We start from the raw sequence: 24,915 nt of genomic DNA, 5'->3' as shown, positions 1-24,915 counted from the left end.
CAGAGCCGACTCTCGCCACGCTGAGTGGCAGGCGGTCCGGACGGCAGCGGAGGCAGACCTTGCCTCGACGGAGCCGTCACGACCTGACACAGGGACCGTCAGTCCCCAGACCACGGATCAACCCGACTGAGACCAAAACTGAGACCACAGGCAGAACGCCCGGCAAGTCGGAAGCGACTTGCCGGGCGTTCTGCCTGTTCAGTGGCGGTGGCGGCGGGATTTGAACCCGCGGAGGGCGTAAACCCTCACACGCTTTCGAGGCGTGCTCCTTAGGCCACTCGGACACACCACCGCCGAGAAGGGTACCCGACGCCCCGGGGCGACGTCGCGGCGGTATCGACCGGACCGACCTGGCAGGATGACCCCACATGAGTACGCACATTGGCGCCAAGCCTGGCGAGATCGCCGAGCGGGTCCTGATGCCGGGCGACCCGCTGCGGGCCAAGTGGATCGCGGAGACCTACCTCGAGGACGCCAAGTGCTACTCGACGGTCCGTGGCATGCTCGGCTTCACCGGCCGCTGGTTCGGTACCGAGGTCTCGATCCAGGGCTCCGGGATGGGCATGCCGTCCGCCTCCATCTACGCCCACGAGCTGATCAACGATTACGGCGTGAAGGCGCTGATCCGGGTCGGTTCCTGCGGGGCTCTCAGCGAGGACCTCCAGCTCCGGGACGTGATCGCGGCCAGTGGCTCGTCGACCGACTCGAACATGAACCGGATGCGATTCGACGGGTTGATCGACTACGCCCCGGTCGCCGACTTCGGGCTGCTGCGTACCTCGGTCGAGGTGGCCGAGCGGCGCGGCATCGCGATGCGGGTCGGTCCGATCCTCGCCGCCGACGCCTTCTACACCGACCGTCCCGACCTCTACGACACCCTCGCCGACTACGGCGTGCTGGCGGTGGAAATGGAGTCGGCGGCGCTCTACACGATCGCGGCCCGGTTCAAGGCGCGGGCGCTGACCCTGCTGACCGTCAGCGACCACATCAAGCGGGGCGAGCAGACCACCGCCCAGGAGCGCGAGCAGACCTTCAGCCAGATGGTCGAGGTCGCCCTCGACACCATCATCGCCTGACGGTCACCTACACCATCATCGCCTGACGGTCACCTACACCGTCATCGCCTGCCGGTCGGCAGATTCAGCATCGCCCCGACGGTCGGCGAGACCTGACAGCCGGCCGGGCAGGCACGACGTGACCGGGTCGGGGGTACCGCGCGAACGCGTACCCCCGACCCGGTCCGCCATTGTCACGGCGTGGCGAGCGCCTCGGTCGGGGCCAGCCGGGCGGCCCGGATCGCCGGGTAGAGCCCGGCGAAGGCGCCGATCAGCAGGGTCGCACCGACCCCGCCGACCATCGCCCAGCTCGGTACCACCGTCGGCCAGTCCCGGGACAGCGCGTAGCCCGAGGTCACCCCGATGCCGATCAGCACCCCGCCGACCCCGCCGAGGGCGGAGAGCAGCAGCGACTCGGCGAGGAACTGGGTGCGTACCTGGCCCCGGGTGGCGCCGAGCGAGCGGCGTAGCCCGATCTCGGCCCGCCGTTCGAGTACCGAGATCACCATCGTGTTGGCCACCCCGACCCCGCCGACGAGCAGCGCGACGGCGCCGAGCCCGAGCAGCAGCCCGGTGAACGCCTCGTCGGTGGCCTGCTGTGCCTCCAGCGCGTCGGACGGCCGGGAGACCTTGACCTCGTTCGGCGCCTCCGGGTTGGCGGTGGCGCCGAGCACGGCCTGTACCGCCTCGACCGACTCCTCGACCGACCGGGTGTAGACGGTGGTCGGGTGGCCGTCGAAGTCCAGGTACGTCGCCGCCGCCTCCCAGCCGACCAGCGCGGAGAGGTCCAGCTCCGGCGCCAGCGGTACCTTCGCCAGAATCCCGACCACGGTGAACCACCGGCCGCCGAGCTGGACCTGTACGTCCGGTCCGGCGCTGCCGAGCCCGAGCCGTTCCGCCGCGGTCGCCCCGAGTACGACGGCCGGATAGCGCGCCGTCGCCCCGTTCAGCCAGGTGCCGTCGGCCATGGTCGCGCCGACGGTGTCGAGCAGGTCCAGCCGGGCCGCCCGGGCGGCGATCCCGCCGCTCTCCACCTCGGGGATCTGGTCCGAGCGGTAGACCCGGGCCTCGGTGAGCTGCCCGGTGGCGGAGACCTGCTGAACCGGGCCGATCCGGCCGATCATCGCCACCGACTCCTCCGGCAACTGCGCCGCGTCACCGAACATGGTGTTGCCGGGCCCGACGGTCAGCAGGTTGGTGCCGAGCGAGTCCAGCATCCGGTCCAGCTCCGCCCGGGACGAGGACGAGATGCCGACCACCGAGACCATCGCGGCGATGCCGATCGCGATGCCCAACGCGGAGAGGAACGCCCGCAGCGGCCGGGTACGCAGCCCGACCCCGCCGACCCGGAGAATGTCCCGGGGCCGCATCCGGGCCGGCACCAGCCTGCGCCGCGCCCCGGCCATCAGCCGACCCCGTTCGATGCGATCGGCGCGAACCGGCCACCACCCACGGCGCCACCAGGCGCAGACCCGACGGCAGCGCCGGGCGCAGAACCGGGCGCAGACCCCACGGCACCACCGGGCGCAGACCCAACAGCAGCACGGGCAGGGCCGCCGGCAGCGCCAGCAGCCGTGTCGACGGCAGCGGCGCTGTCCGTCAGCACCACGCCGTCGCGCATCTGCACCTGGCGGGGCAGGCTGGCGGCGATCTCCCGGTCGTGCGTGATCACCACCACCGTCGTCCCGGCCGCGTTCAACTCGCGCAGCAGCGCGAGCACCCCGGCACCGGACGCCGAGTCGAGGTTGCCGGTCGGCTCGTCGGCCAGCAACAGCGCCGGGCTCCCGACCACGGCCCGGGCGATCGCCACCCGCTGCCGTTCGCCGCCGGAGAGTTCGTGCGGCCGGTGGTCGAGCCGGTGCCCCAGCCCGACCCGGACCAACGCGGCCTCCGCGCGCCGCCGCCGCTCCCCGAGGGGTACGCCGGCGTAGAGCAGACCGTCCGCCACGTTGTCCAGCACCGGTACGCCCGGCGCGAGGTGGAACTGCTGGAACACGAAGCCGATCCGGGACGACCGTAGCGCGGAGAGTTGCCGGTCCGACAGCTTCGCCACGTCGTACCCGTCGATGTGCACGGTGCCGGTCGACGGCCGGTCCAGGGTGCCGATCAGATGCAGCATGGTGGACTTGCCGGAGCCGGACGGCCCGACGATCGCCACCAGCTCACCGGGCCGGATCGCCAGCGTCACGCCGCCGAGCGCCGTCACGCCGCCCGGATAGACCTTGGTGACCCGGTCGAGCACCACTACGCCGTCGGTGCCGGCCGGCGGGTCGGCGAGGAGGATGCCCGCAGCCACCGGATCCCCGCTCACTTCGGCATCCCCACGGTCGCCCCCTCGACCAGCCCGTCGCCGGTCACCTCCACCCGGCCGGAGGCGAACAGCCCGGTCTGCACCGCCACGATCCGGGTCGCGTCGCCCTCGACGAGTTCGACGCCGTACCCGCCCTCGGCGAGGGCGAGCAGTGCGGCGACCGGAACGGTGAGCACGTTCTCCCGCTGGGAGGCGGTGAATGCGACGTCGACCGAGGCGCTGTCGAAGCCGGCCAACGCCTTCGGGTCGGCAGCGGTGACGGTCACCTCGATCTTGGTTTCCGGCCCGCTCTGCTCGTTGCCGGTGTCGATGATCGTCTCCGTCGCCGCGATGGTGCCGGCCGCCTCCTTGCCGTCCGGCAGCGTCACCGTGACCTTGGCGCCCCGCTTGGCCAGCCGCTGGTCGTCGACGTCGAGCGAGACGGTGACCACCCGGGAGGTACCGCTGTAGCTGAGCACACTGCCACCGGGCTGCACCGCGCTGCCTACCTCGGCCTCGGTGCTGTCCACCCGGACCCCGCCGGTGGCGTAGACGACCTGGCCCAGCTCGACCCGGCCGGTCTCGTCGAGGCCGAGGTCCTCCTGCCACTCCTCGACCGCGTCGGCGGTGGCCGAGGTGTACTCGTCGTCGACGGTGAACCCGTCGTAGCCGAGCGCGCTCAGGTTCTTCTCGAACTGCTCGACATCGTCGCCGCTGTCGCCCGAGCGCAGCGTCCGGTACGCCGGCAGGCCGCCGTAGAGCAGTACGACCTTCGCGTTGTCGATCGAGTAGAGCGGCTTGCCCCGGGTGACCTGGGAACCGGCGGCGGCCATCGAGGTGATCGTGCCCGCCTTCCGGGCCGCCACGGTGCGGGTCTCGCCGTACCCGAGTTCGCCGTCGGCGGTCTCCGAGTCGATCAGCGTCTGCCTGGTGACCTGGGCGTTCGCCGGTGGAAGATTGCTGGCCGTCGCCGTACCCGGGTCGTCACCGCCGAAACCGACGGCGGCGGCGACTCCGGCGGCAACCGCCAGCGCGGCGGTGGTCACGACCGCCACCGCCCGGCCCCGGCCGGCCCGGCGCCGCCGCCCAGGCCGGTCCCCGGCCGCCGGAACCGCCCCCGTCGCGGTCGCGGTCGATCCGGCATCGCCAGGTGCGTCGGCCGCCGGACCCGCCCCGTCCGGGGACGGACCGGTTCCGGTCACGGAGGTGCCCGCCGTCATTGGCCGCCACCCGTGATCCGGACCGGGGCTTCAGTGCGGCACTTCTCCATGGCGGCCTGGAACTTCGGGTCGTCCATCTTCATCCCGCTGCCCTGGTTGACCTGCAGGCTGCCGTCCGCCCCCGGGTCCGGGAAGTCCGGCACACCGTTCTCCCGCATGCACTTCGCCATCTTGCGTAACTGCTCGACCTGCTCCGGGTTGAGCTGCATCTGTCCGCCGTTCGGCAGCAGTTGGCGGCATTTCTCCATCGCCGCCTTCGTCTTGGCCGGATCGCCACCGGCGTCCCGCTGGACCCGGATCCCGCCCTGACCCGGCTCCGGGTCCGGCATCTCCACCCCGTTCTCCCGCATGCACTTGGCAAACTCGAGGCGGCGATCCTCGTTACTCATCGCAGCGGCACTGGCACTGGCCGTCGGGCTGGCCCCGGTACCGCCCTGGGCGGTGGCCACCCCCGGCGCCTCGTCGGCCCGTGCGCAGCCGGCGAGCGCCAGGCCGAGGACGGGGAGGGCCAGCCAGATGCCCGACATTCGTCGGCGCATGGCACAACTCCTTCCGTGGGCCGGCGCGGTTCGCCGGCCGATACGGACAAAGTCAAGTCGGGTGCCCGTATCCGGGGCGTAACCGTCGACGTTTACGGCGCGGTTATCCGCGGGCGCGTCACCATGGGACGGTGCGGGTACTGGTGGTCGAGGACGAGAAGCTGTTGGCGGACGCCGTCGCGGAGTGGCTGCGCCGGGAGGCGTTCGCGGTAGACGTCGTGTACGACGGCGACGCCGCCCTGGAACGGCTCGGCGTCAACGACTACGACGTGGTGGTACTCGACCGGGACCTGCCGGTGGTGCACGGCGACGACGTGTGCCGGGCGATCATGGAGGGCGGGGCCGAGACCCGGGTACTGATGCTCACCGCCGCAGCCGCCGTCCGGGACCGGGTCGCCGGATTGGCCCTCGGTGCCGACGACTACCTGATCAAGCCGTTCGCGCTGGTCGAGCTCTCCGCCCGGGTACACGCGCTGATCCGGCGGGCCCGGCCGGCCACCCCGCCGAAGCTGGCCCGGGCCGGCCTGGTGGTCGACCCGGCCCGGCACGAGGTCTACCGCGACGGTCGGTACGTCGCGCTGTCCCGCAAGGAGTTCGCGGTGCTGTCCGAGCTGATGCGGGCCGGCGGTGCGGTGGTCTCCGCCGAGGAGTTGCTGGAACGGGCCTGGGACGAGCACATCGACCCGTTCACCAACGTTGTCCGGGTGACCGTGATGAAGCTGCGCCGCAAACTCGGCGATCCGCAGATCGTCGAGACCGTACCGGGAGTGGGGTATCAGATCCGGTGAAGAGACTGACCATCCGGGCCCGCCTGACCCTCGTCTACGGCGGCCTCTTCCTGCTTGCCGGGATCGTCCTGCTCGCCGTCACCTACGTCCTCGTCGAACAGCGGATGCCCGGCACGTTCGGGGTGCAGGTGAACGGCGTCAATCCGCCGCCGGGGTCGCCGGGCACCCCCCGACTGATCACGCCGGACAACGCCGAACAGCTCCGGATCTTCGCCCGGCAGATCCAGGACGAGGCCCGGGAGCGCGCGTTGCAGACCCTGCTCACCCAGGGCGGCGTCGCACTCGCCATCGTCTCGGCGACCGCCTTCGCCTTCGGCTGGCTGATCGCCGGACGGGCGCTGCAACCGCTGCACCAGATCACCGGTACCGCCCGGCGGATCGCCGGAGCCGACACGGCCGGACGCGGTCTGCACGAGCGGATCGCGCTGGACGGCCCCCGGGACGAGGTGAAGGAACTCGCCGACACCTTCGACCTGATGCTGGAACGGCTGGACCAGTCGTTCGACGGGCAGCGGCGGTTCGTCGCCAACGCCTCGCACGAGCTGCGTACGCCGCTGGCGCTGAACCGGTCACTGCTCGAACTCGCGATCACCCGACCCGACGCCCCGGCCGAGTTGAAGCAGCTCGGCGACACCCTGCTGGCGGTCAACGAACGCCACGAACGGCTCATCGACGGGCTGCTCACCCTGGCCGACTCGGAGCAGCAGGTGGTCGACCGTACCCCGATCGACCTCGCCGAGGTGGTCGGGCACGTGGCCGAGCAACTCCGTACGGAGCTGCCGGTGCACCGGCACCTCGCGTCGGCGCGTACCGCCGGTGATCCGGTACTGCTGGAGCGGCTGACCCAGAACCTGCTGGAGAACGCGCTGCGGCACAACGTACCGGCCGGCGGCCAGGTCTGGGTCAGCACCGGCACCGTCGACGGCTGGGCGACGCTGGTGGTGGCGAACACCGGGCCGGTGGTGCCGGGGTACGAGGTCGAGACGATGTTCCAGCCGTTCCGGCGGCTGCGCCAGGAGCGGGTCGGCGGCGGTCGCGGGTTCGGGCTCGGGCTGTCGATCGTCCGGGCGGTTGCCGGCGCGCACGGCGGCTCGGTGCGAGCCGAGCCCCGGCAGGGAGGCGGGCTGGTCGTCACGGTCCTGTTGCCGGCCGAGGCGTCGATCCGGACGGTACCGGACAACCTGCCGTCGACTTCCGCCCCCGCCGCAGCGATATCCACAGCCACGTCCACGGTTCCCGCTCTACCGCACAACGGGCTGCCCATCAGCAACGGCGGTGGTACGCCACAGCCGGCCCGGAGACGCTGACGCGAGGGTTTTCCACAGGCGTCCCGGGTTATCCACAAGGGTGTGCACAACCCGGGACGGGTAATCGTCGCCTCGGCATCGCCGTCGACCCGGCGCGGTGGTCAACGCCCCGACGGACGGTCGCCAACCCGACGGACACTCGCCGACCCGGCGGACGGTCAGCGATCGGGCGGACGGTCAGCGGAAGAAGGCCCGGAACGCGGCGGCACACTCGGCCGCCAGTACCCCGCCGTAGACCTCCGGGCGGTGGTTGAGCCGCGGGTCGCGTACGACGTCCCAGAGCGAACCCACGGCACCGGTCTTCGGCTCCCAGGCGCCGAAGACGAGGGTCGAGATCCGGGCCAGTGTCAGCGCACCGGCGCACATCGTGCACGGCTCAAGGGTCACCACGAGGGTGCAGCCGGTCAGCCGCCAGGCGCCGACCGTTCGCGCCGCCCGGCGCAGCGCCAGCACCTCGGCGTGTGCGGTGGGATCGCCGGTCAGTTCGCGCTCGTTGCGGGCGCTCGACAACTCCGTACCGTCGGGGCCGTAGACCACCGCGCCGACCGGCACGTCCCCGGCCAGCGCTTCGGCGGCCACCTCGGTCACCCGGCCGCCCGGCTGGTCCCCGCCCGCCGGGCCGGGGTCGGTCGGGGCGGCGGAAACCTCCAGCGCCCGCCGCATCCACGCCTCGTGCCGGTGCCGACGCCCGGTCAGCGGCGGCTCCGGCACCTCGGGTACGCCCGGCGGTCGACCCACTGCTCCGGTCACGCCTCCCGGAGTTCCTCGACCTCGTTGTCGCAGCCGATCACCTTGCAGACCTCCGCCAGCACGTCGGCCGGCAGCATCCCCTCGTGCGCGCAGAGGGTGAGCAGGCGGTGCGCCGAGATGCCGAGGTCGGCGAGGAGATCGGCGTCGCCCACCGGATCGGCGTCGGGATCGACGGTCGGCTCGTTCTCGTCGTCGTCGTCCGACGACCCGGCCGTCCGATCGACCGGCTCGACGACGTCGTCGATCTCCAGGGCCGGAGCCTTGATGTCGCCGACCAGCAGTGCGCCGAGCCGCGACTCCTCGGCGAACGCCGAGTCCGAACCGAAGACCCGGAGGTCCTCACCCTCGTCGAGGCGCATGATGGCCAGATAGGTGTCGTCGGACTCGACGAACAGCAAGGAGATCTCGGCGTCCTGGTCGACGTCGCGGAGCAGGTCGGCGACCTCGTCGATGTCGCCAGCACCATTGAGATCAACTTCTGCCGCGTTCCAGCCGGACGGGCGGCGCACCACGGCCGCAGCGAAGTACGACACGGTCCCCCCAATTACCCAGCGGCCCCCAGCCGCAGATCACAGCCGACTTGCGATTTCACCGCCGGCCCCACTGTTACGCGTGACGGTATCCGGTCGTATCCAGCAGAGCCCACGCAACTCCCCGAAGGAGACCCGGGGAATCGAAGTGGGCGGGGTCGCCGCTCAGTTCGCCAACCGGCGGCGGGTGGCGATCAACTCGCGCAGCCGGTCGACGCGGGCGCGTCGGGGATGCTCACGCTCCCGCACCGACTTCGCCCCGGCCAGCTCGGCAAGGAGCTGCAACCGACGGCGGCTGCGGTCAGGGTCGAGCCGATGCTCTGTCCAGGCCATAACGCCGAGAGTGCCGAGTCCCGGCCGGTTCGTCAAGGCCGGTAGCGGTGTGCAGCGACGACCTCACGCAGCGCCGTTGCCACGAGGAAATTTCGGCCGGTTCGCCGACTCGTCGACACCGCTTCGAGCGGCCGGTCCAGGCGGCTTCGAGCGGCCAGCTAGAGCGGCTTCCAGCGGCCGGAGCCGGACGGCGGGGCTACCAGAGCGGCCAGTCGGCGCTGGTGTACCAGCGGGTGGCGAGCGCCGCCACCGCGATCGCGCAGCCGACCCCGGTGGAGAGGGCGATTCCCGCGCCGACGCCCCGGTTGCCCCGGGCCGTCAGCGCCAGCGCGACGAGCCAGGCCAGGCCGCCGGCCAACAGGGTCCAGAGCACGTAGCCGCGCAGGTCGTGCCCGAGCAGGCCGAAGGCCAGCAGCCAGACGGCGGCGGAGCCGGCACCCGCGGCGACGGCTCCGGCGCGTACCGGATGGGGCTCGCGGTAGGTCGGGTGGGTGTGCGGGGGCGGCGGGCTGGCCGGGAAGAGGCCGGACGGACTGTGCCCGGCGGGGCGCGGATGCCAGACCGGCGGTGCCTGCCCGGCGCCGGGCGGCAGCAGCAGGCCGGGCTGCGGCACCGCGGTCTGGACCGGATGCGGCGTACTGGGCTGGGCCGGCTGCACCACCCCGGGTTGGGCCGGGCCACCGAACTGGAGCACGCCAGGCTGGGCCGGCTGAGTGAGCTGGGTGGGCTGCGGGGGTGTAGGCGGCTGCGGGGGCGTCGCTGGCTGGATCGGCCCGGGCTGCGGTACGCCGGACCGGGGCTGGAGAGCCGGCTGATCCGTCATGACGCCGCTCCTTCCCACAGGTGCGCTGCCCACCCGTTCCGCGCGATTTTCCCCATCCGCAGCCTACCCGGCCACCGCCGGGGACCGGCCCGGTCGCGCCCGCTGCCCGTACGGGTTCGGCGGCACCGGGGACGGCGGGTACAGATCGGTCGCGGCGGCGGTGGCGGCGGTTCCGGGCCGACGGCCTCCGGGCCGGTCTGCCACTATGGCCGAATGCGTTGGGGAGGATCAGCGGTACCGGGCCGGTTCGACCGGCGGCGGGCGTACCCGGTCGCCGTGCTGCTGGTGACGGTGACCGCGCTCGTCGCGGGCTGCGCAGACACGAGGCAGCCGACCGGCGCACCGGCGTTCGAGCCGATGGAGACGCCGACGGCGAGCGCGGGTGCCGACGGTACGCCGACCGCACCCCCCTCGCCGACCGCCAGTGCGAAGCCGACCGGCTCGCCGTCGAAGAAGCCCACCACTCCGCCGCCGACGACCAGCGTCAGTGCGAAGTACGTCTTCCCGGTGCAGACCGGCAACGTCGCCTACCACCCGACCCACTCCGGATACCCGGCCACCGACATCTTCGCCAACTGCGGTTCACCGGTCGTCGCCGTCACCGCCGGCCGGATTCTGGAGGTGAGCCGGGTCGACCGGTACAGCAAGTCGGGGCCGCAGGGGCCGGACAACGGCGGCAAGTCCGTCTCGCTGCTCGGCGACGACGGCGTCCGCTACTACGGCTCGCACCTGACGACCGTGGCCGGCGGCATCGAGGCGGGTGTCCGGGTGCGCCCCGGCCAGCAGGTCGGCACGGTCGGCAAGACGGGTAACGCCAACAACGTCTGTCACCTGCACTTCGGCATCTCCCCGCCGTGTCAGAAGACGGCCGACTGGTGGATCCGACGTGGCGTGGTGTGGCCGGCGTCGTTCCTGGACGCCTGGCGGAAGAAGCGGAACACGTCGCCGTCGGCCAAGGTCAAGGACTGGCGCGCCGACAACGGCTGCCCGAAGGCGCCGTAGCCCCGGCCGGTGTGCGAGAGTTCCGGTCGTGGACGTCGCGGTGATCGGGCTCGGTCTCATCGGCGGCTCGGTGCTGCGGGCACTGGCCTCGACCGTTCATCCGGTGCTCGGCTACGACGCCGACCCGGCGACCAGGGCCACCGCCCGGACCGCCGCCGCACAGGCGCCGCCGGCCCACCGGTGGCAGGTCGCCCGGACGGTACGCGACGCCGTGGCCGGCGCCGACCTCGTGGTGATCGCCGTACCGCTGCCGGCGGTGGCCGGCGTACTCGACGAACTCTCCGGAGTCGGCTACACCGGGCTGGTCACCGACGTCACCTCGGTCAAGGAGCCGGTACGCGCCCTCGTCGACCGCCATCTGCGTGGTGGTACCGACCGGCGGGCCGGGTTCGTCGGCGGGCACCCGATGGCCGGCCGGGAGACCTCCGGGTTCGGTGCCGCCGATCCGGCGCTCTTCACCGGCTGTGCCTGGGTGCTCTGCCTCGAACCGGACGTCACGGCGATCGCCGACTGGCTGGAGTTGGCGGCGCTGCTGACCGGCATCGGCGCCCGGGTGGTACCGGCGGTCGCCGCCGAACACGACCGGGCGGTGGCCGCCGTCAGCCACGTACCGCATCTGCTGGCCACCGCGATCGCGGCGGTCGCCGCCGACGATCCGCTCGCCGGCACCCTGGCCGCCGGCTCGTTCCGGGACGGCACCCGGGTGGCGGCGACCCGGCCGGACCTGGTCGCGGCGATGTGCGGCGGCAACGCGGCGGCGGTCGGGCCGGCCCTGGACGCCGTACTGCGCGAGCTTGCCCGGGCCCGTGACGCGGTCGGTGCGGCGGATCCGATCGGGGCGCTGCGGAACTGGCTGGCACCCGGCTCGGCGGCCCGGCTGGCCTGGCCGCCCCGGCCGGGCAGCGCGGTGGAGCTGACGGCGCAACCCGACGCGCTGCTCCAGCTCGGCCGGGCGGGCGGCTGGGTGACCCGGGTCGCCGAGGACCGGCGTACGGTCACCGCCGTCAGACCCGCTCTCCCCGATCCAGCCTGATCACCCGCCGCTCGGTGACGATCGCCGTGACCAGCTCGTACGGGGTCACGTCGAAAGCGGGGTTGACCGCGTCGGCCGGACCGTCCTCCCCTGCGGAGTGGCCGTAGGAGAGCACCTCGGCGGCGCCCCGGTCCTCGATCTCGACCTGGGCACCGCTGGCCGTCTCCGGGTCGACTGTCGACTCCGGGGCGACGACGACGAACGGGATGCCGGCCCGGCGCGCGCCGAGCGCGTGCGCGTACGTGCCGATCTTGTTGACCACGTCGCCGTTGGCGCAGATCCGGTCGGCGCCCAGCACCACCCCGTCGACCTCGCCCCGGGCCATCAGGAACGGGCCTGCCCCGTCCACCGCCACCCGGTACGGCACGCCGGCCCGGCCGAGCTCCCAGGCGGTCAGCCGGGCGCCCTGCAACAGCGGCCGGGTCTCGCTGGCCAGTACGCCGCCGAGCGCGTCCCGGCGGTGCAGTTCGAGTATCGCGCCGAGGGCGGTACCGCCGACCACCGCCGCCAGCGCGCCGGTGTTGCAGTGGGTGAGCAGGCGGGGCCGTTGCCCGCACAGTTCGGCGAGCAGGTCGGCGCCGAGGGTGGCCATCGCGGCGGACGCGGCGATCTCCTCGTCCCGGACCGCCAACGCCTCGGCGAGTACCGCGTCGGCGCCCTGCGGCAGCTTGGCGGCGGCCCGGCGTACGCCTCGGGCCAGGTTGACCGCCGTCGGCCGCGCGGTCTCCAGCCGGCGTACGTCGGCGGCGACGTCGCCCGCCCGGTACGCGGCGAGCGCGACCCCGAGCGCACCGGCCACCCCGAGCGCCGGGGCGCCGCGTACCGCCAGCCGCTGGATCGCCGCGACCAGGTCCTCGACGGTGTCCAGCCGGAGCACGGTGAGCCGCCCCGGCAGGGCGGTCTGGTCGATCAGTTCGACGGCACCGTCAACCCAGTCGATCGTGTGCATGGCCGCCAGGGTACGGCGGCAGCACCCGGCCCGGCGAGCCCGCGCGCCCCGCCCCGCCGGGCCGCCCGTACGAACGAGAGTCAGCTCTCGCCGAACGACTTCAGCGCCTCCAGCAGGGTGTCCCGGCTCTTCTTCTCCAGCAGTTCGCTGCTCCACGCCTCCTGCAGGGCCAGCCGGCGGCCGTCGTGCAGCACGATCTCGGCCTTCAGCGGCACCTGCTTGCGGATCGTGGCGCCGGCGACCTCCTCGAACGGCAGGAACTGGTGCCGGCCGGCCAGTTCGGCGACCGGCGCGGAGCTGACGAGTTCCTGCAACCGCTTCGTACCCTTGTCGGACTTGCCGGGATTGCCGACGAAGACCAGGCCACGGTTGAGCATCAGCACGTCGTGGTCCACGCCGTCGATCTTGATGTTGGCGAGTCCGGCGAGCAGTCGGGCGCCGTCGGCGGTGGCGCGGCGCTGCACCACCCGGCCGTGCGTCGGGTCGATGCCGAGCGCGGTCAGCCGGGCGACGGCCTCGGGCAGGGTCTGTGCCGCGACGGCCAGCTCGGCGATCGGACCGAACGAGATCGGCCGGCCGTCCCGCCCGACGAGCCGGGCCGGCTCCGACCACGAGTGCTGCCACCAGGCCGCCTGCGCGGCGACGGCGGCGCTCTGCAACAGCGTCTCCATCGGCTCGGCGAACTTGTGGGCCGCCTCCCGCCGGGTGGCGTTCGAGAAGAACTGCTCGGCGAACTCGCCGAGCCGGCCCGCATGGATCACGTCGAACAGGACCGGCAGGCCCGGTTCGGGTGCCCCGGTGAACCGGCCGAGGGCCCGGAAGACGGCATCGGTCTGCCGCTGCGCGCCCGCCGCCACCATCGCGTGGGTGAACTGCGGCCAGGGCAGCACCTTGCGGTCACCGACGTCGACCATCCGGTCCTGGAGCCGGCGGCCGAGCGACGCGATGTCCGGGAGCAGCACGTAGGCGGGCCGGTTGTCGGCCGGGCGGGGTACGTCGGGAGCGGTCGCGATCACCGAGATCCGCTCCGGGATCGGCGGGTGGGTGTCCCAGCGCGACCCGTTGCCGTCCGGCTCGGCGCCGCGCAGCTCGTCCAGTTCCGCCTTGCGGGCGGCGACCAGCGCGTAGAACCCGCCGAAGAGGTCGTCCGGCACGAAGCCTGCCTCCCAGCCGGGGTGGACGTACCGCTGGAAGTAGAAGTCCCAGGCCGCGTCGAGGACCGGCAGTTCCCGCAGTGCCGAGGCGGCGGCGACCCGGCCGGCGACCTGCACCGAGGACCGGTCCGCCTCCAGTTCCTGGCGCCGCGAGGCGGCGTTGTCGACCAGCAAATAGAGCCGGGCGTAGCCCTTGAACACCCAGCCGACCGGGTTGCTCGGGCCGATCCGGCTGATGGTGCCGCCGAGCGCCAGCCGTCCCCGGTACGCCACCGCGCCGAGCCGGGTGTGTTGGCCCGAGTAGTGCCCCAGCTCGTGGGCGAGTACGGAGCGGATCTGGTCGACGCTCATCGCCTGGAGCAGTGGAAGTCCGATGTAGAGGATGCGTCGGCCGCTGATCAGGCCGAGCAGTTTGGCGTCCTCGGTGACCGCCGCGTTGACCTCGGGCAGCAGCCGGATCTCGTCCGGTACCCGGGTGCCGACCACGCCGGCCAGCTCGTGCACCGTACGCCACAGTTCCGGGGCCTGGTCGGGGCCGACCGGTAGCCCTTCCGGGGGCGCCGGCTTGGCCCGGATGGCCTTCCAGAGCGCGACCGACACCGCGCCGACCGTGGCGACGAAGAGCGGGAACACGATCTTCAGTGCGATCACGCCGGTGAGTACGGTGCTGAGCCAGATGGCCAGGGCCACCGCGCCGCCCAACTGGACGAGCGCGACGACGTAGAACCCGGCGAGCATCACCACCGACGCCAGGGCGCGGAAAGTGGCGACCATTGTTTCGTCCTCCCCCGTGGTTACCTGCGCCGCTCGACCGGACGTGCGGAGCGGCGGACGGACAGTACGACGTAGGTACACACTCGGCAACCCCCTTGACGCCGAACGTCAAGAGACGGTCGGTGGAGCCGGGCAGGTACCCGAACGGCGGTGTCGACGGCCAGCCCTGACTAACCTGGTCGGGCATGGGCAGACGCGCTGAGGAGGCGGCATGACCGAACGGGATCCGCTGGCCGACCTGCGCCGGATCGCCTTCCTGTTGGAGCGGGCGAACGAGGCCAGCTTCCGGGTCAAGGCGTTCCGGTCGGCCGCCAAGACCCTGGCCGAGCTGCCCGCGCAGGAGCTGGTGGACCGGGCCGAGGCGGGCACCCTGACCGAGCTTTCCGGCGTCGGCGAGGTGACCGCGCGTACCGTCACCGAGTCGCTGCGCGGCGAGGAGCCCGTCTACCTGCGCCGGCTGCTGGCCACCGAGGGGCTCGACCTGGACGAGGAGGCCGCCGCGCTGCGGGCCGCGCTGCGCGGCGACTGCCACACCCACTCCGACTGGTCGGACGGCGGCTCGCCGATCGAGGAGATGGCGTTGGCCGCCGTCGAGCTGGGGCACGAATATCTGGTACTCACCGACCACTCGCCCCGGCTGACCGTGGCCCGGGGGCTGACCGCCGCCCGACTGCGCAAGCAGCTCGACTACGTAGCGGCGGTCAACGACGCGCTGCCGGAGGGCTTCCGGATCCTCACCGGGATCGAGGTCGACATCCTCGACGACGGCTCGCTGGACCAGGAGGAGGAGTTGCTGGCCCGGCTGGACGTGGTGGTCGGCTCGGTGCACAGCAACCTGCGGGACCCGCAGGCCCGGATGACCAAGCGGATGCTGGCCGCGATCGCCAACCCGCACCTGGACATCCTCGGGCACTGCACCGGCCGGATGGTCGCGGCCCGCCCGCCGGGGGTGACCGGCCCCGGCGACCGGGGACACCGAGCGCGTACCCGGCCGCCGAGCGAGTTCGACGCGGAGGCCGTCTTCGCCGCCTGTGCGGAGTACGACAAGGCTGTCGAGATCAACTCACGGCCGGAGCGGCAGGACCCGCCGAAGCGGCTGATCCGGGTGGCCGTCGAGGCGGGCTGCCGGTTCGCCATCGACACCGACGCGCACGCCCCGGGTCAGCTCGACTGGCAGCAGTTCGGCTGCGAGCGGGCGGCCCGGTGCGGCGTACCGGCGGAGCGGGTGGTCAACACCTGGTCGGCCGAGGAACTGCTCGACTGGACCGGCTCACACGCGGGCTGACGGGGTCAGTTCCGGCGCCATCCCGGTCGGTACGGCGGGACGTCGGCGCCGGGCGAAGAGGCCCTGGGAGACCGCCACCCCGGCCAGGACGATCGCCGCGCCGACCGGCTGGTACCAGGCGAGGTGCTCACCGAGGGCGAGCACGCCGATCAGCACCGCGAAGATCGGGATCACGTAGGTGACGGTGGACGCCGTACTCGCCCCGGCCACCCGGATGTTCCGCAGGTTGATCACGAAGGCCAGCCCGGTGCCGAGCGCGCCCAGCGCCAGCACGCTGGCGATCACCTCGCCGGAGAGGCTGGTCGGTGCGGGCGGCGCACCGGCGATCAGCGGCGCGGCGATCGCGAGCTGCGCCGTCGCCATCAGCAACTGCGCGGCGGAGAGCGCCAGGCCGGACTCGGCCCGGTCCGCGACGAACCGCTTCTGGTACGGGATGGCCACGCCGTAGCAGGCCGCCGCCGCGAAGCAGAACAGTTGGCCGGTGAACTGGGCGCCGCCGAGGCCCTGCCACACGCCCAGCACCACGAGTACCCCGACGAAGCCCAGCCCGAGCCCCACCGCCCGGCGTACGGTCATCCGCTCGGTGCGGAACACCAGCACCGCCAGCGGCAGCACCACCAGGGGTGTGGTGGCGTTCCAGATGCCGGCCAGCATCGAGGAGACGTGCTGCTCGCCGTAGCCGAAGAGGGTGAACGGCAGGGCGACGCCGATCGCCGAGTAGAGCGCGGTGTGCAGCCACAACTTCGGGTCCCGGGGCAGCCGGTCGCGGAGCACCGCCAGCACCACCAGCAGGGTGATCGCGCCCGCACCGACCCGGCCGAGGGTGACGTAGACCGGGTGCATCTCCCGGATACCGACCTTGATGAAGAGGAAGCTCGATCCCCAGATCGCACCGAGCGCGAAGAAGCCCGGCAGCCACGACTTGAGAGCGGCTTTGTCAGGGGCGGTAGCCGTAGTCACCCCTGACACTTTGCAGCAGCCGTACGACAAAATCTCGCGACTTTCGGTCGTCGTGTCCAGGACCACACCTGCCGGCCCGGACCCGACGGCCCGCGTATCACGGATGAGTCGAAGTGCGCCGATCACGTAGGGTCGTGGCGTGGGACGAATCAACGAGTTGGCCGACCGCCACGTCGACGAGTGGGCCCGGCTCAATCCGATCGGCGCGACGTTCGTCGGCATCGGCGGCCACGACGACCAACTCGGCGATTTCTCGCCGGACGGCTTCGCGGCCCAGGCCGAACTGACCCGGCGTACGCTCGCCGACCTCGCCGCCACCGAGCCGGACTCCGAGGCCGAACGCACCGCCAAGGAGGCGATGCAGGAGCGGCTGGGCCTGGAACTCGCCCGGTACGACGCGGGCGAGACGGCCAGCGAGTTGAACGTCATCGCCAGCGGGCTGCACGAACTCCGGCAGGTCTTCGACCTGATGCCGACCGAGGGTGCCGAGGCGGTCGGCAACATCGCCGCCCGGCTGGGCCAGTTCGCGGGCGCGCTCGACGGGTACAAGACCACGCTGCGTACCGCCGCCGGGGCCGGGCACGTCAGCTCCCGGGCTCAGATCGTCGAGGTCGCCAAGCAGTGCGACGTCTGGACCGACCCGGACGGCGACAACTTCTTCCACACCCTGGTCGAGCAGCTCTCCGCCGACCCGGCGCTCGCCGCCGAACTGCGCCGGGGAGCCGCTGCGGCCACCGCCGCCACCGCCGAGTTCGGGCACTTCCTGCGCGACGAACTCGCCCCGCTGGGCCGGGCCAAGCAGGCCGCCGGCCGGGAGCGGTACGAACTCGCCTCGCAGTACTTCCTCGGCGCCCGGGTCGACCTCGAAGAGACGTACGCCTGGGGGTTCGAGGAGCTGGCCCGGCTGGAGGCCGAGATGCGCGCGGTGGCCGCGGAGATCGCCGGGCCCGGCGCCGACATCGAGGCCGCGGTGACGGCGCTGGACGCCGACCCGGCCCGCCAGATCCACGGCAAGGAGGCGTTCCGGGACTGGATGCAGGCGCTGGCCGACAAGGCGATCGCCGAGCTGCACGGTACCCACTTCGACATCCCGGAGCAGGTCCGCCGGATCGAGTGCTGCCTCGCGCCGACCAGCGACGGCGGCATCTACTACACCGGTCCGAGCGAGGACTTCGCCCGGCCCGGCCGGATGTGGTGGGCGGTGCCGCAGGGAATCACCGAGTTCTCCACCTGGCGCGAGGTGACCACCGTCTTCCACGAGGGCGTACCCGGCCACCACCTCCAGGTGGCCCAGACCCAGGTCCGCGCCGACCTGCTCAACCGCTGGCAGCGGCTGCTCTGCTGGACGTCCGGGCACGGCGAGGGCTGGGCGCTCTACTCCGAGCGGCTGATGGACGACCTGGGCTACCTCGCCGACCCCGGCGACAAGCTGGGCATGCTGGACGGGCAGGCGTTCCGGGCCGCCCGCGTGGTGGTGGACATCGGCATGCACCTGGAGCTGGAGATCCCCCGGGACAACCCGTTCGGCTTCCGTCCGGGTGAGCGGTGGACCCCCGAGCTGGGCTGGGAGTTCATGCGGGCGCACTGCCGGGTGCCGGACGAGAACCTGCGCTTCGAGCTGAACCGCTATCTTGGCTGGCCGGGGCAGGCACCGTCGTACAAGGTCGGCGAACGGATCTGGTTGCAGGCCCGGGAGGACGCGAAGGCTCGCAAGGGCGCCGACTTCGACCTCAAGGAATTCCACCGGAACGCACTCAACCTGGGCTCGATCGGCCTGGACCCGCTCCGCGCCGCACTGACCAGAATCTGAACACTGTTGCCCCCGCTTCGGTGCGGACAGCAGTTCACCGCCTGACGCCTTCGCCGGAAACGGCCGGCGCAGAGAGCACAAGGGCGTGTCCACCGACCCGACGAGCTGTCGGACCCTGCGTCGCCGGACGCGGCTCGGCCTGACTCCGGCACTCGTCGGGTGGATGGCCGGCTTGGTCAAGCTGCCCAAAGGCTGGCACTGTGCGTAGCCGACCGGTAGACTGAATCATATCGTCGGATCATGATTCAGAGCTTGGGGGTGGAGTGTGACCAGGCCGGACGTGGGCTCGTTGATCGAGCGCGCCAGAGGGGCAGCAGGGCTGAGTCAGCGCGCCCTCGCCGACAGGACCGGCATCTCGCAGTCCACCCTGTCGCGGATCATCTCCGGTGACCGCGCGGCGAAGATGCCTGAAATCGTGGCAATCGCGTGGGCGACCGGGCACACGGTGGCCCAACTTACCGGGGCCGGGACAGTGGCCGACCGAGTCCAGAGCGCGGCCCGGGCCACCAACGGCTCTCGCATGCAGGAGATGCACCAGGCCCTGCTGCACTTCCTGGAACTGGACGACTACTTGGAGGAACAGGCAATCCCGGCAGTCGATCTGATGTCGGCGGAGAACCGTGACCGCTGAGGCCGAGGGGCGGGCTGCCGCCGCCAAGTTTCGGGAAGAGCACGAATTGGGCGTGCAACCCCTGGGTGATCTCATTGCGATCATCGAGCAGACGACCGGGATCGATGTGGCCGTGCTCGATGCGGGGCCGGACGAGCACGGCCTGACGATGCGGGATCCGGAGCGCGACACCACGTTCATCGGCGTCGCGCGCGGCCAGCACCCGATGCGGCAACGCAGCACGCTTGCGCATGAGCTCGGCCACATCCAGTTCGGAGACTGGGCGGATGCCGACGCGGGCAACTGGAGCGACCGGTCGCCGGCTGAGATCCGGGCCGACGCCTTCGCCAGGAATCTGCTGCTGCCGGTGGACGGCTTGCGGAAACTTCTCGGAGACCGTAAGCAGATGACGCGGTCCACCCTCTCCGTGGTCGTCCAGCGGTTCCTGGTGTCGCCCGCAGTCGCGGCTATCGCGCTGCACCAGGCGGGATACATCGACCCCGCGACGAAAGTGGACTGGATGGACCTGTCCACGCCTCAGTTGGCGGTCCGTTTCGGATGGATCGACCAATACCACGCCCTGCGGGCCGACTCGAACAAGCAGAGAGCGCCGCAACGACTGCTCGCCCGTGCGACCAAGGGGTATGCGGAGGGTGTGCTGTCCGCGCAGGCCATCGCAACCTTGCGCGGTATCACGGTGGAAACCGTGGAGGCGGAACTGCGGGAGGTGGGCATCGTGCCCGTCGAACGTCCGATCGCCTGGGCCGACCCTGCCGAACTGCCGGACGTACCCGTTGACTGGGCGGCCCTGGACGCGGACCTGACCGCGCCGGACGACCAGGAGGACCCGGCGGCCGAGACAGAAACACGATGAGCCGGCGGCCGGTCATCGACGCCGGGCCTAGCTTAAACTTCTTCTCGATAAACAAGGAACGGCTTCTCATCAGCGTTCTCGGACCGCTCAGCGCTCCGGAGACGGTGCGGGCCGAAGTGCTACGCAAGTCCCGGGAGGATGTGCGCTTCCGCTCTGCCGCCACCGTCTGGCGCAAATTGACACCACGCTGGCTGGAGATACTTTCCGACGACGAGACACCCGAACTGGCAGCAGTCGTGCACCGAATCACTCAGCAACCGATGCGTGAGCGGCTGAGGCATCCGAGAGACCTGGGCGAGATCATGGTGGTGGCGCATGCCGTCGTCGCCGCCGAAGCGGGCGGAACGACGGCGGTACTCATCGACGACGGGGCAGGGGCCCGGATCGCTACCTCCGAGTTGAGCCGACTGCAACGGCTTCGCGCTCAAGGTCGCCCCGTGGGATCGATCAGACTGGTAAGCACGCTGACGGTCCTGGAGCGTGCGGCCGGCAGCGAGCACGTTCCGGACAAGACCACGATGCGGGACATCTACCAGCGGCTACGCGGTCTCGACGACGGTCTACCGCCAGTCGAGACGACAAATCTTCTAGTCTCGCCGTTCTGGGACCGTGGCAACAGCGAGCGTTCCTGAGGTCGCGGCGATTAGCGGCGTCGGGGGACCCAGTGCAGGATCTGGCCTGCGATCAGTGCGGGGTGCGTGTCGGGGAGTTCTTCCAGGGCGCGGGCGAGGTGTGCAGCGAGGTAGATCATCAGGCCCACCCGGTTGCCCCGGAAGTCGATCAGCAGGGAGAGCCGGGCCGGCGGACAGGGCCAGGCGGCACCGCAGGCACGACAGCGGTACGACGGGTGTAGCGGGACGTGGACGCCGGTGCCGCGACGCCGCCGTGCGGCGAAGCGGTACCACCGCTCCTGCGGCCCGATCACCGGTCACGCCCGCTCGTGTTGCCGGGGACGATTCCACCCGGGCCATTGATTGATCGTCCGGCGCGGCGTCGACGCATGGGCGTCCGGGCAGCGCCAGCGGGCCCCGCATCGGCAGTACCGCCACAGCCGTCGCCAGTCCCGTCGGTGTATTCGTTGCGCCTGCTGAAAACGCATCAGTCACCTCCTAGTGGTGAGCGGGACGAGGGCCGTATTGCTCCGCCGTGTCCTCGCCCTTATCTCCAGGACGGGGGTCGGATGGAATCGGCCCGAGCGGGCATTGATCCCGCCAGAGTCGAGGGCGGCTCGGCAACATCGTCGGATTCCACCCTGGACCGTGAGCGGACGGTGACGGAAGATAATCGGCGGGCAGTAACGCTGGATACTCCGGTTCGCACTCAGCCTCAGGGGAGCATTGAACGTGAGTAATCTTCCGGTGAGACTCAGAGAACTACGGGCCGAGCGGGGCGTCACCCAGGACCAGGTTGCCGATGCCGTGCAGGTCAGCAAGTCGCTGATCGCGGCGTTCGAGACGAGCCGACTGGCCCCGCAGCAGGATACGGCGGCGGCCCTGGACGCCTTCTTCGGCACCGGCGACGAGATCCAGAAACTGTCGGCGGAGGCCAGAAAGAACCGCAAGCCGGGTCCGAGTTGGTTCCGTCCGTGGCGGGACGTGGAGGAGACAGCCGTTATCCTCCGCTACTTCCAGGCGACCCTGATCCCCGGTCTACTACAGACGGAGGCGTACGCGCGGGCGATCTTCGCCAGTACCGGAATGCTCTCCGACGACGAGGTGGCGGAACGGGTCGCCAACCGACTGGAGCGACAGGCCGCGATCCTCGACCGGGCCGACCGCCCCGCCTTCGCCTTCATCATCGACGCCGCCGTACTCCGATGCGGCCCTCCCGAGATAGCCAAAGAACAACTGCTGCACCTCGCCGACACCGGCGCTCGGCCGAACATCTTCGTCCATGTCCTCCCCGACTCCGCCGGGCTGCATCCAGGCCGTAGCGGGTCGTTCGCCTTGGCGACCTTGGAAGGCAGTGGTGCGGTCGGCCTGCTGGAGGACTTCTACGAAGGCAGAGTGATTGCGGAACCAACTCGCGTGACCGGCCTGGAACGAGCGTGGCAGACTGTATCGGCGGTCGCCTTCCCGCGTGACCAGTCGAGAGACCTGATCTTGAGGTTGGTGAATGACTATGAAGACCGAGCAGCCGATCTGGCGCAAGTCCAGCCGTAGCGGCCAGAGCGGCGGGGACTGTGTGGAGGTTGCGGACAACGTTCCTGGCCGGATACTCGTCCGGGACAGCAAGGACCAGCAGGGACCCGTGCTGACCTTCACTCCCAAGCAGTGGCAGGCGTTCGTCAGCCTGACGAGCCAACACTGCTGACGTTCACACCCTCCGCCGAGTCGTGCTCGGCAGGACTCGTGTTGAGCACCCATCTGATTCCGATGATGGTGAGTAGATATGACGACCCAGCAGCCGACCTGGCGCAAGTCCAGCCGTAGCGGACAGAACGGCGGAAACTGCGTCGAGGTTGCCGACAACCTTCCTGGCCGGGTACTCGTCCGGGACAGCAAGGACCAGCAGGGACCGGTCCTGACCTTCACCACCGAGAAGTGGCAGGCATTCGTCAGCCTGGCAAGCCAGCAGCACTGACGATCACACACTTTCAGCGTGTGCCTGCCCGCAGGCGCGCGCTCATGCCCGGACGGTACCGAGAGCCGGCCGGGGCGGAGTGCCCCGACCGGCTCTAGCCGTCCTACGCGTCCGTCATCAGCGCTGTCGAGGAGCACCCGCCGGTACGCCGCCCGGCCCGGCCACCGCCGCCGGCTCCACGTCGGCGACCGGCTGGGAGAACTGCGCGTGGTAGAGCCGGTGGTACGCGCCCTGCGCGGCCAGCAGCTCCGCGTGGGTACCCTGCTCGACGATCCGGCCGCTCTCCATCACCAGGATCAGGTCGGCGTCCCGGATGGTCGACAGCCGGTGGGCGATCACGAAACTGGTCCGGTCCGCCCGTAGTGCGGCCATGGCCCGTTGCAGCAGCACCTCGGTACGGGTGTCCACCGAACTCGTCGCCTCGTCCAGGATCAGCAGCGACGGGTCGGAGAGGAACGCCCGGGCGATCGTGATGAGCTGCTTCTCGCCCGCGCTGACGTTGTTGCCCTCCTCGTCGATGACCGTGTCGTAGCCGTCCGGCAGACTGCGGACGAACCGGTCGACGAAGGTCGCCTTCGCCGCGGCGAGGATCTGCTCCTCGGTCGCCTCCGGGTTGCCGTACGCGATGTTGTCCCGGATCGTGCCGCCGAACAGCCAGGTGTCCTGGAGCACCATGCCGATCTCGGAGCGCAGGGTGTCCCGGCGCAGTTCGGTGAGGTCGACCCCGTCCAGGGTGATCCGGCCGGAGTCCAGCTCGTAGAAGCGCATCACCAGGTTGACCAGGGTCGTCTTGCCGGCGCCGGTCGGACCGACGATCGCCACCGTGTGTCCCGGCTCGGCGACCAGGGAGAGGTCGTCGATCAGCGGCTTCTCCGGCTCGTACCGGAAGGAGACGTGCTCGAACTCGACCCGGCCATGCCGCTCGCCGAGCCGGGCCGGCGCCACCGGGTCGGCGCTCTGCTCCTCCGCGTCCAGTACGTCGAAGACCCGTTCCGCCGACGCGACCCCGGACTGCAATAGGTTCGCCATCGCCGCGACCTGGGTCAGCGGCTGGGTGAACTGCCGCGAGTACTGGATGAACGCCTGTACGTCGCCGAGGGTCATCGCCCCGGACGCGACCCGCAGCCCGCCGATCACCGCGATCAGCACGTAGCTCAGGTTTCCGATGAACATCATCGACGGCATGATGATGCCGGAGACGAACTGGGCGGCGAAGCTCGCCTTGAACAGTTCGTCGTTCTTCGCGGCGAAGGTCGCCTCGACCTCGCGCTGCCGGCCGAAGACCTTCACCAACTCGTGCCCGGTGAACGCCTCTTCGATCTGGCCGTTCAGCGCCCCGGTGTGCGTCCACTGTGCGATGAACTGCTTCTGCGACCGCTTCGCGATCGCCTTGGTGACCAGCACCGACAGCGGTACGGCGATCAGTGCGACCACGGCCAGCAGCGGCGAGATCCAGAACATCACCCCCAGTACCCCGACCACGGTGAGCAGCGAGGCGAGCAACTGGCTGAGGGTCTGTTGCAGGGTCTGCGCGATGTTGTCGATGTCGTTGGTGACCCGACTGAGCAGTTCGCCCCGGGGCTGACCGTCGAAGTACGGCAGCGGTAGCCGGTTGAGCTTCGCCTCGACGTCGGAGCGCAACTGTCGAATGGTGTCCTGGACCGCGCCGTTCAGGATGTAGCCCTGGAGCCAGCTCAGCAGGCTGGCGCCGACGAAGAGCAGGACCGCCAGCAGCAGGATCTGGCCGAGCCGGGCGAAGTCGATGCCGGTGCCGGGGATGACGTCCATCTTCAGCAGCAGCTCGGCGAAGCCGTCGTTGCCGGCCGCCCGGGCCTGCTCGGCGGCCTGTTCGGCGGTGGCGCCGGCCGGCAACTGCTTGCCGATCAGGCCGGAGAAGATGACGTCGGTGGCGTACCCGAGGATCTTCGGCCCGGCCACCGACAGCCCGACGCTGGAGATCGCCAGCAGGATCACCACGACGAGCTGGACCCGGTGCGGCCGGAGCAGGCCCAGCAGCCGCCGGGCCGACGGGCCGAAGTTCATCGACTTCTCGGCCGGCATCCCGGCGGTGGCCCAGCCGGGGCCGCCCCGGGCACCACCCCCGGGCAGTCGGGCCGGTGTGGCCCGGTTCGTCTTCTGGTTCATCGCCCCGTCCTGGGTGTTGCCGTCCGCCGGCCGCCTCTCGGCGCCGGCAGCCTGTCCGTGCTGTTCGCCCATCGCGCCGCTCCCGTTGGACACGGCATCGC

The 24,915-nt window shown here is 71.2% G+C and carries 25 protein-coding genes, 1 tRNA gene and 1 pseudogene; 13 read left to right on the top strand and 14 right to left on the bottom strand.

Annotated features, from left to right (window positions below; translation table 11 throughout):
• Positions 1 to 202: 202 nt before the first annotated feature.
• A tRNA-Ser gene (locus Pen02_RS00175) sits at positions 203 to 292 on the bottom strand.
• Positions 293 to 368: 76 nt separating this feature from the next.
• Between Pen02_RS00175 and deoD the strand changes: the two genes are divergently transcribed.
• Entirely contained in the window at positions 369 to 1,076 is a 708-nt protein-coding gene (gene deoD / locus Pen02_RS00170) for a purine-nucleoside phosphorylase (protein ID WP_203863819.1), read from the top strand.
• A gap of 173 nt (positions 1,077 to 1,249) precedes the next feature.
• Here the strand turns inward: deoD and Pen02_RS00165 are convergent, their stop codons facing one another.
• The 4 genes and pseudogenes from Pen02_RS00165 to Pen02_RS00150 all read right to left on the bottom strand — a co-directional run bounded on the left by Pen02_RS00165 (position 1,250) and on the right by Pen02_RS00150 (position 5,104).
• A complete protein-coding gene (locus Pen02_RS00165; RefSeq protein WP_203863818.1) occupies positions 1,250 to 2,461 on the bottom strand; it encodes an ABC transporter permease in 1,212 nt (403 codons plus the stop codon).
• A gap of 194 nt (positions 2,462 to 2,655) precedes the next feature.
• Positions 2,656 to 3,300: pseudogene (locus Pen02_RS00160) on the bottom strand (ABC transporter ATP-binding protein); the annotation flags it as partial.
• Positions 3,301 to 3,362: 62 nt separating this feature from the next.
• Positions 3,363 to 4,391: an efflux RND transporter periplasmic adaptor subunit gene (locus Pen02_RS00155; RefSeq protein ID WP_239139842.1), complete on the bottom strand. Its 1,029-nt coding sequence runs from the start codon at positions 4,389 to 4,391 to the stop codon at positions 3,363 to 3,365.
• 170 nt (positions 4,392 to 4,561) lie between these two features.
• Entirely contained in the window at positions 4,562 to 5,104 is a 543-nt protein-coding gene (locus tag Pen02_RS00150) for a hypothetical protein (protein ID WP_203863816.1), read from the bottom strand.
• Positions 5,105 to 5,235: 131 nt separating this feature from the next.
• On the opposite strand from Pen02_RS00150, the gene Pen02_RS00145 reads away from it, so the two are divergent.
• Both Pen02_RS00145 and Pen02_RS00140 read left to right on the top strand, forming a co-directional pair.
• Positions 5,236 to 5,892 (top strand): response regulator transcription factor, encoded by a 657-nt coding sequence (locus tag Pen02_RS00145; RefSeq protein WP_203863815.1) that lies wholly within the window; start codon positions 5,236 to 5,238, stop codon positions 5,890 to 5,892.
• The gene (locus tag Pen02_RS00140) at positions 5,889 to 7,199 is read left to right on the top strand and encodes a sensor histidine kinase (RefSeq protein WP_203863814.1); all 1,311 of its coding nucleotides are present in this window, start codon (positions 5,889 to 5,891) and stop codon (positions 7,197 to 7,199) included. Before Pen02_RS00145 ends, Pen02_RS00140 begins: the two co-directional genes overlap by 4 nt.
• Before the next feature lie 177 nt (positions 7,200 to 7,376).
• Here Pen02_RS00140 and Pen02_RS00135 read toward each other — a convergent pair whose 3' ends face one another.
• From Pen02_RS00135 to Pen02_RS42905, 4 genes are all read right to left on the bottom strand, one after another.
• The gene (locus Pen02_RS00135) at positions 7,377 to 7,949 is read right to left on the bottom strand and encodes a nucleoside deaminase (protein WP_372445518.1); all 573 of its coding nucleotides are present in this window, start codon (positions 7,947 to 7,949) and stop codon (positions 7,377 to 7,379) included.
• Positions 7,946 to 8,482 (bottom strand): tRNA adenosine deaminase-associated protein, encoded by a 537-nt coding sequence (locus tag Pen02_RS00130; protein WP_203863813.1) that lies wholly within the window; start codon positions 8,480 to 8,482, stop codon positions 7,946 to 7,948. The genes Pen02_RS00135 and Pen02_RS00130 overlap by 4 nt, the downstream gene beginning before the upstream one ends.
• Positions 8,483 to 8,644: 162 nt before the next feature.
• The gene (locus tag Pen02_RS00125; protein ID WP_203857601.1) at positions 8,645 to 8,812 is read right to left on the bottom strand and encodes a hypothetical protein; all 168 of its coding nucleotides are present in this window, start codon (positions 8,810 to 8,812) and stop codon (positions 8,645 to 8,647) included.
• A 196-nt stretch (positions 8,813 to 9,008) separates the two neighbouring features.
• Complete coding sequence (locus Pen02_RS42905; RefSeq protein WP_239139840.1) at positions 9,009 to 9,635, bottom strand: hypothetical protein; 627 nt, start codon at positions 9,633 to 9,635, stop codon at positions 9,009 to 9,011.
• 213 nt (positions 9,636 to 9,848) lie between these two features.
• On the opposite strand from Pen02_RS42905, the gene Pen02_RS00115 reads away from it, so the two are divergent.
• Both Pen02_RS00115 and Pen02_RS00110 read left to right on the top strand, forming a co-directional pair.
• Complete coding sequence (locus tag Pen02_RS00115; protein WP_203863812.1) at positions 9,849 to 10,637, top strand: M23 family metallopeptidase; 789 nt, start codon at positions 9,849 to 9,851, stop codon at positions 10,635 to 10,637.
• Between the two features lie 28 nt (positions 10,638 to 10,665).
• Positions 10,666 to 11,670: a prephenate dehydrogenase gene (locus Pen02_RS00110; protein ID WP_203863811.1), complete on the top strand. Its 1,005-nt coding sequence runs from the start codon at positions 10,666 to 10,668 to the stop codon at positions 11,668 to 11,670.
• Here the strand turns inward: Pen02_RS00110 and mtnA are convergent.
• Both mtnA and Pen02_RS00100 read right to left on the bottom strand, forming a co-directional pair.
• Positions 11,642 to 12,619 (bottom strand): S-methyl-5-thioribose-1-phosphate isomerase, encoded by a 978-nt coding sequence (gene mtnA / locus Pen02_RS00105; protein ID WP_203863810.1) that lies wholly within the window; start codon positions 12,617 to 12,619, stop codon positions 11,642 to 11,644. The two genes, Pen02_RS00110 and mtnA, sit on opposite strands and share 29 nt — an antisense overlap.
• An 80-nt stretch (positions 12,620 to 12,699) precedes the next feature.
• Complete coding sequence (locus Pen02_RS00100) at positions 12,700 to 14,547, bottom strand: M48 family metallopeptidase (RefSeq protein ID WP_203863809.1); 1,848 nt, start codon at positions 14,545 to 14,547, stop codon at positions 12,700 to 12,702.
• A 211-nt stretch (positions 14,548 to 14,758) separates the two neighbouring features.
• On the opposite strand from Pen02_RS00100, the gene Pen02_RS00095 reads away from it, so the two are divergent.
• Positions 14,759 to 15,832: a PHP domain-containing protein gene (locus Pen02_RS00095; protein ID WP_203863808.1), complete on the top strand. Its 1,074-nt coding sequence runs from the start codon at positions 14,759 to 14,761 to the stop codon at positions 15,830 to 15,832.
• Here the strand turns inward: Pen02_RS00095 and Pen02_RS00090 are convergent.
• On the bottom strand, positions 15,818 to 16,792 hold the full coding sequence (locus Pen02_RS00090) for a DMT family transporter (protein WP_239139838.1): 975 nt from the start codon (positions 16,790 to 16,792) through the stop codon (positions 15,818 to 15,820). The genes Pen02_RS00095 and Pen02_RS00090 overlap by 15 nt on opposite strands.
• Positions 16,793 to 16,931: 139 nt before the next feature.
• Here Pen02_RS00090 and Pen02_RS00085 point away from each other — a divergent pair, with 139 nt between their 5' ends.
• The 4 genes from Pen02_RS00085 to Pen02_RS00070 all read left to right on the top strand — a co-directional run bounded on the left by Pen02_RS00085 (position 16,932) and on the right by Pen02_RS00070 (position 20,718).
• The gene (locus tag Pen02_RS00085) at positions 16,932 to 18,602 is read left to right on the top strand and encodes a DUF885 domain-containing protein (protein WP_203863806.1); all 1,671 of its coding nucleotides are present in this window, start codon (positions 16,932 to 16,934) and stop codon (positions 18,600 to 18,602) included.
• Positions 18,603 to 18,867: 265 nt separating this feature from the next.
• Positions 18,868 to 19,233, top strand: a complete 366-nt coding sequence (locus Pen02_RS00080; protein WP_203863805.1) for a helix-turn-helix domain-containing protein — start codon at positions 18,868 to 18,870, stop codon at positions 19,231 to 19,233.
• Positions 19,223 to 20,086: an ImmA/IrrE family metallo-endopeptidase gene (locus Pen02_RS00075; protein ID WP_203863804.1), complete on the top strand. Its 864-nt coding sequence runs from the start codon at positions 19,223 to 19,225 to the stop codon at positions 20,084 to 20,086. Before Pen02_RS00080 ends, Pen02_RS00075 begins: the two co-directional genes overlap by 11 nt.
• Positions 20,083 to 20,718, top strand: coding sequence for a PIN domain-containing protein (locus Pen02_RS00070; protein ID WP_203863803.1), 636 nt, complete (start codon positions 20,083 to 20,085; stop codon positions 20,716 to 20,718). Before Pen02_RS00075 ends, Pen02_RS00070 begins: the two co-directional genes overlap by 4 nt.
• Positions 20,719 to 20,729: 11 nt before the next feature.
• On the opposite strand, the gene Pen02_RS00065 is transcribed toward Pen02_RS00070, so the two are convergent.
• On the bottom strand, positions 20,730 to 21,011 hold the full coding sequence (locus Pen02_RS00065; RefSeq protein WP_203863802.1) for a flavin reductase: 282 nt from the start codon (positions 21,009 to 21,011) through the stop codon (positions 20,730 to 20,732).
• 418 nt (positions 21,012 to 21,429) lie between these two features.
• Here Pen02_RS00065 and Pen02_RS00060 point away from each other — a divergent pair, with 418 nt between their 5' ends.
• The 3 genes from Pen02_RS00060 (at position 21,430) to Pen02_RS00050 (ending at position 22,669) form a co-directional block, all read left to right on the top strand.
• Entirely contained in the window at positions 21,430 to 22,248 is an 819-nt protein-coding gene (locus Pen02_RS00060) for a helix-turn-helix domain-containing protein (protein ID WP_203863801.1), read from the top strand.
• Positions 22,208 to 22,399 (top strand): DUF397 domain-containing protein, encoded by a 192-nt coding sequence (locus Pen02_RS00055; protein ID WP_203864281.1) that lies wholly within the window; start codon positions 22,208 to 22,210, stop codon positions 22,397 to 22,399. The genes Pen02_RS00060 and Pen02_RS00055 overlap by 41 nt, the downstream gene beginning before the upstream one ends.
• Before the next feature lie 78 nt (positions 22,400 to 22,477).
• Entirely contained in the window at positions 22,478 to 22,669 is a 192-nt protein-coding gene (locus Pen02_RS00050) for a DUF397 domain-containing protein (protein ID WP_203863800.1), read from the top strand.
• A 117-nt stretch (positions 22,670 to 22,786) separates the two neighbouring features.
• On the opposite strand, the gene Pen02_RS00045 is transcribed toward Pen02_RS00050, so the two are convergent.
• On the bottom strand, positions 22,787 to 24,814 hold the full coding sequence (locus Pen02_RS00045; RefSeq protein ID WP_372445544.1) for an ABC transporter ATP-binding protein: 2,028 nt from the start codon (positions 24,812 to 24,814) through the stop codon (positions 22,787 to 22,789).
• Between the last annotated feature and the right edge of the window lie 101 nt (positions 24,815 to 24,915).

Origin of the sequence: Plantactinospora endophytica, assembly GCF_016862915.1 — a bacterium.
Classification (GTDB): domain Bacteria; phylum Actinomycetota; class Actinomycetes; order Mycobacteriales; family Micromonosporaceae; genus Plantactinospora; species Plantactinospora endophytica.
The sequence above is the reverse complement of the archived record's forward strand: the minus strand, read 5'-3'. Positions and strand labels throughout refer to the sequence as shown.